The 4901-nt window shown below is 63.9% G+C and carries 5 protein-coding genes; all 5 read left to right on the plus strand.

Translation table 11 applies throughout. The features are described from left to right. Positions 1-162: 162 nt before the first annotated feature. The 5 genes from Q0X68_RS12905 to Q0X68_RS12925 all read left to right on the plus strand — a co-directional run bounded on the left by Q0X68_RS12905 (position 163) and on the right by Q0X68_RS12925 (position 4782). Positions 163-1158 (plus strand): hypothetical protein, encoded by a 996-nt coding sequence (locus Q0X68_RS12905; protein ID WP_297752582.1) that lies wholly within the window; start codon positions 163-165, stop codon positions 1156-1158. Beyond that, the gene (locus Q0X68_RS12910) at positions 1155-2141 is read left to right on the plus strand and encodes an HAD-IIA family hydrolase (RefSeq protein WP_297752585.1); all 987 of its coding nucleotides are present in this window, start codon (positions 1155-1157) and stop codon (positions 2139-2141) included. The genes Q0X68_RS12905 and Q0X68_RS12910 overlap by 4 nt, the downstream gene beginning before the upstream one ends. A 62-nt stretch (positions 2142-2203) precedes the next feature. Beyond that, on the plus strand, positions 2204-2338 hold the full coding sequence (locus Q0X68_RS12915) for a hypothetical protein (protein WP_297752588.1): 135 nt from the start codon (positions 2204-2206) through the stop codon (positions 2336-2338). After that, positions 2335-3051 (plus strand): TlyA family RNA methyltransferase, encoded by a 717-nt coding sequence (locus Q0X68_RS12920; RefSeq protein ID WP_297752592.1) that lies wholly within the window; start codon positions 2335-2337, stop codon positions 3049-3051. The genes Q0X68_RS12915 and Q0X68_RS12920 overlap by 4 nt, the downstream gene beginning before the upstream one ends. 24 nt (positions 3052-3075) lie before the next feature. After that, entirely contained in the window at positions 3076-4782 is a 1707-nt protein-coding gene (locus Q0X68_RS12925) for an NAD-dependent malic enzyme (RefSeq protein ID WP_297752596.1), read from the plus strand. The last annotated feature ends 119 nt before the right edge of the window (positions 4783-4901 follow it).

Here is a 4901-nt window from a genome sequence, read left to right on the forward strand (position 1 = left end):
GCACCGGGGACGGTGTGGGAGACTAGGTCGCCGCCGGACTTCTTTACACAAAACCCCCGACATTGTTCGGGGGTTTTGTGCTTTTCAGGGAATTTTTCCTCCCCCAAGGAACTGATTGATGCGCGGTTCGCGCCTCGAACCATCAGATGGGAAGATTGAAGCATGCTTGCAGACAGCGATGACCAGCGTTCACAGAGCCACGACCATGATGGGCGTCCCCGCCGCGAGGGGCAACCTCGAGGGAAAGCGGGCACCGGCCGTTCGTCCCAGCGCGCTGAGCATCGCACTGGTGGGCAACGTAGATCGTCTCGCGACGATGCCAAGCGCTCGTCGGCGCGGGGTCCTCGTCGGGGACCTCGTCGTGGTTCGGGCAGTCCGGAGGGGCGTGAGCCCCGTAGCCCGCGGCGCGACGATGCTCAGCGCGAAGAGAAGGTGATCACCGGGCCTCCCATCCCGGAAGGATTCGATGACAAGGCGCTTCCTTTTGGCGTCCGTGCCGAGCTGCGCGGTCTGTCGAAGGAACGTGCTGATCGTGTGGCAGCACACATTTGGGCGGCGGGGGTGCTCGTCGATGAGGATCCAACGCTTGCGTTCCAGCACGCCGAGACCGCGCGTCAGCTGGCGCCGCGGTTGCCCGTCGTGCGTGAGGCAGCGGCGGAGACTGCCTATGCGGCCGAAGAGTACGCCATCGCACTCCGGGAGTATCGAGCCATTCGACGTATGTCTGGCGGCGACGAACTCATCCCTGTGATGGCAGACTGCGAGCGTGCGCTCGGCCGTCCTCGTGATGCTCTTGAGCTTTTGACGGAACTCGATACCCGAAAGACGGACCCAGCCGTGGTGATCGAAGCCGTGATTGTTGAATCGGGTGTGCGTACTGACCTTGGGCAACGCGACGAAGCGCTCCGACTGTTACGCAAGGTGGCGGGTCAGAATGTGGGTCCAGCGTTTGCCAGGGCCAGGCTCCACTACGCACTGGCTGACCTGCTTCTTGCCGACGGCGACGAGGCGGGTGCTCGCGCGTCCTTCGTGACGTCGGGTGAACTCGACAGGCCGGCGCTGCTTGATACTTCGGATCGCATCGCTGAGCTCGATGGCGTCACCTTGCCGAACCAAATGAGCGATGACGATGAAGCTGAACAGGAGGACGCGGAATGAGCTTGATTGCAACTTACGACGCTGCGCTGTTTGACCTCGATGGGGTCATCTACCTTGGCCCGAACGCCATCGACGGTGTGCCCGAGGTGCTCCACGCTCTGCGGCAAGGCGGCACCAAGGTGGGCTTCGTCACCAACAATGCCGCTCGCACGCCTCAGGTCGTCGCCGCGCATCTGCAAGCTCTCGGTATCGAAGCGGATGCCGCCGACGTGGTGAACTCCACCATGGCCACCCTGCGCATGCTGGGTGAAGAGCTCCAGGCCGGCGCGAAGGTGCTTCCGGTTGGCTCCTCGGCTCTCGCAGACCAACTCCGCCACGCTGGATACACCGTCGTGACCGAACGTAACGATTGCCCCGACGCCGTCGTGCAAGGCTACGACCCGGACCTCGACTGGCGACGCCTGGAAATGGGCGCGTTCGCCATCCAGGATGGAGCGCGATGGTTCGTCACCAACCCCGACATGACACGACCGACGCACGAGGGAATCGTGCCCGGCTGCGGTGCGCAGGTACAGGCCATTCAGGCCTGTGTCGATGTGCAGCCCAGTGTCGCTGGCAAGCCGTACCCGCCGCTGCTCATCGAGACTGTCGAGCGCCTGGGCGCTGAACGTCCGATCTTCGTCGGCGATCGGATCGACACTGATATCCTCGGCGCCAACAATGTGGGTATGGCGTCGCTGTTTGTGTTCACTGGCGCGCACGGGAAGCACGACTTGTTGACAGCGCAAGCGGGGGAGCGTCCAACGCATATCGGATACGACGTCTCCGCGCTGCTGGAGGAGCCGCGAAATGTGGAGCACCGTGACCTCGAGTGGGTCTGCAATGCGCAGCGGGTCGCCGTCGAGGACGGGCACGCCGTGCTGCTGAGCGCCCCGTCGGGTGTCGAGGCGCAGCTCGACGCGCTGTGGGTGCTGCTGCAGCTGGCATGGGAGCACGGTATCGACGTTGTTGACGCGACCACTAGCCTCCAGGACGTGCGCTGATGCCCACCCCCGCTGACGCCGCGCCTCACGATGTGCAACGTTCACGTTTGGTGGAGGAAGCCATGGCATCACTTGACGGCGTCGAGGAGCTCCCCGTCGACGCGCAGCTCGTGCAGCTCGGTCAGGCGCAAGAACTGCTGTCTGGCGTGTTGCATAACGCCGACGTCTCGCAGCTGCGGATCCCTGGCGTCGGGTGAGGCTCGACACCGCGCTCGTGGAGCGCTCGCTGACCTCGTCGAGAAACCGTGCGGCCCGGCTCATCGCTGAACGTCGCGTGCGCGTCAACGGTAAAACCGCCACCAAGGCGTCGCTCAACATCAGCGACGCAGACATTATCGAGGCAGACGCCGAGCGCTGGGTGTCGCGTGCAGCATACAAGCTCATCGGGGCGCTCGACCAAGCCGGCATCGTCATGCCGCCGCGTGTGCTCGACGCGGGGGCGTCGACGGGAGGCTTCACCCAGGTGTGCCTCGAGCGGGGCGCTCACCGGGTGTATGCCGTCGATGTGGGGCATGGGCAGCTCGTGCCGCAACTGCGTGAGGACTCCCGCGTCGTGGTGCATGAGGGCCTCAACCTGCGCGATTTGCAGCTGGCGCACCTCGACGATGAGCCGGTAGATCTCGTGGTGGGGGACGTCAGTTTCATTTCGCTCACACTGCTGCTCGAACCACTGTTCACGGTGTGCCGAGGCACTGCATTACTGCTGGTCAAGCCACAGTTCGAAGTGGGGCGGGAGAGGCTCGGAGCGGGGGGAATCGTCGCGGATGAGCGGGAGCGGGAGCACGCCGTCGAGCGCGTGATCGATGCCGCAGCTCAGCTGTGTTGGGAACCGTGGTGGCGCGGTACGAGCGCCTTGTCGGGCACACATGGCAACGTCGAGGTATTTCTCGCTATGCACCGCAAGGGCTGAGCTGGCGAGAATAGACTTTCTCATATGACTGACATCGAACCCCCGTTCCTCGAACTGGATAATGGTGAACAGATCCCAATCACGGTGCGCGGCTACCAGCTGCTGAACCGCCCCATGCTGAACCGCGGTGTTGCGTTCACGCATGAGGAGCGCGCCGCGCTCGGCCTCATCGGGTTGCTGCCACCCGGGCAGCGCCCGATTGAAGACCAAGTGAGACGGGTGTATCGCCAGTATCTCCGTCAGCCAGACAACCTCGCGAAGAGCCTCTACCTGACGCACATGCGTGACCGCAACGAGGTGCTCTATTACCGGCTGCTCGCCGAGCACATCGAGGAGATGCTGCCGATCGTGTACACACCTACGATTGGGGAGGTCATCCAGGAGTACAGCCAGTGGTACCAGCGCCCTCGCGGCGTCTACCTCTCCATCGACCATCCCGAACTCATCGAAACAGCGTTACAGAACTACGGGCTTGGTGGGGACCAAGTCGACCTCGTCGTGGTCACAGACTCCGAAGGCATCCTGGGTATCGGCGATCAGGGCGTGGGCGGCATTGCCATCGCGACGGGCAAACTCGCCGTCTACACCGCCGCAGCGGGTATCCACCCACGACGATGCATCCCCGTCGTGCTCGACGTCGGCACCGACAACCTCAAGCTGCTGAACAGCGATCAGTATGTCGGTGAGCGGCATGCGCGCGTGCGCGGTGAACGCTACGACGAGTTCGTCGACCAATTCGTGAAGACGGTGCAGCGGCTGTACCCCAATGCCATGCTGCACTTCGAGGACTTCGCGGCCGGCAATGCACACCGGCTCCTGGATAAGTATCGCGATGAGATGTGTGCGTTCAACGACGATATCCAGGGCACCGCATCCATCGTGCTCGCCGCAGTGCTGTCCGCAGTGCATCGTGCGAAAGGCCGCTTATGCGACCAGCGCATCGTCGTGCATGGTGCAGGGTCCGCGGGCATCGGTATCGCCAACGCCATTCGCGACGCCATGGTGGAGGAGGGGCTGAGCCACGAGGAGGCGAATCAGCGCTTCTGGTGTCTGGGCAGCCGCGGGCTCATCGTCGAGGGCATGCCCGTGCGGGATTTCCAAGCTCCCTATGCACGCAGCAAGGACGAAGTGGCCGGATGGAGCGATGAGCGAGGCCGCATCGATCTGCTCTCGACGGTGCAGCAATCCCAGCCGACGATTCTCATCGGCACCTCCGCACAGGCGGGTTCCTTCACGCGGGAAATCGTAGAAGCGATGCAGCAGCACGCTCCCGAACCCATCATCCTCGCGCTGTCGAACCCCACCTCCCTCGCGGAAGCTGTGCCCGAGGATCTCCTGGACTGGACTGAGGGGATGGCGCTCATCGCCACCGGGTCCCCCTTCGGCCCGGTGCAACGCGGTGAGCTGCGCTACGAGATTGCGCAGGCCAACAACGCGCTCGTGTTCCCCGGCTTGGGGCTCGGCGTTGCTGTCAGCAGAGCCAGCCGTGTCAGCGACAAGATGATCATCGCTGCGGCTCGTGCCGTCGCATCGCTCACCTACGACGACAAACGGCCAGGGGCGTCGCTGCTGCCTGCCATGGATCAGCTGAGGTTGGTGTCCTCCACCGTCGCGCTCGCCGTGGTGCGATGTGCCCAGGAGGAGGGGCTCGCTCGGGTGCAGATCGACGATCCGGTGCAGGCCGTCGTCGATGCGGTGTGGAACCCGGAGTACGCGAAGATTGTGCTCTGAAGCGCGCACTCCAGCAATGCCCTAGGGTGGATGCCGTGACTAGGAGCGTAGCGGTGTTTCTCCACCCGGAGAAGGAAGAAGCGATCGACGGCGCTACCGCCTTCATCGACGACATCACT

Source organism: uncultured Tessaracoccus sp. (assembly GCF_947286155.1).
Classification (GTDB): Bacteria; Actinomycetota; Actinomycetes; order Propionibacteriales; family Propionibacteriaceae; genus Arachnia.

Bases quoted from the DNA above. Each gene is read 5' to 3' on its own strand.
- Q0X68_RS12910 (WP_297752585.1), top strand. From the start codon at position 1,155: ATGAGCTTGATTGCAACTTACGACGCTGCGCTGTTTGACCTCGATGGG.
- Q0X68_RS12915 (WP_297752588.1), top strand. From the start codon at position 2,204: ATGGCATCACTTGACGGCGTCGAGGAGCTCCCCGTCGACGCGCAGCTC.
- Q0X68_RS12925 (WP_297752596.1), top strand. From the start codon at position 3,076: ATGACTGACATCGAACCCCCGTTCCTCGAACTGGATAATGGTGAACAG.
- Q0X68_RS12905 (WP_297752582.1), top strand. From the start codon at position 163: ATGCTTGCAGACAGCGATGACCAGCGTTCACAGAGCCACGACCATGAT.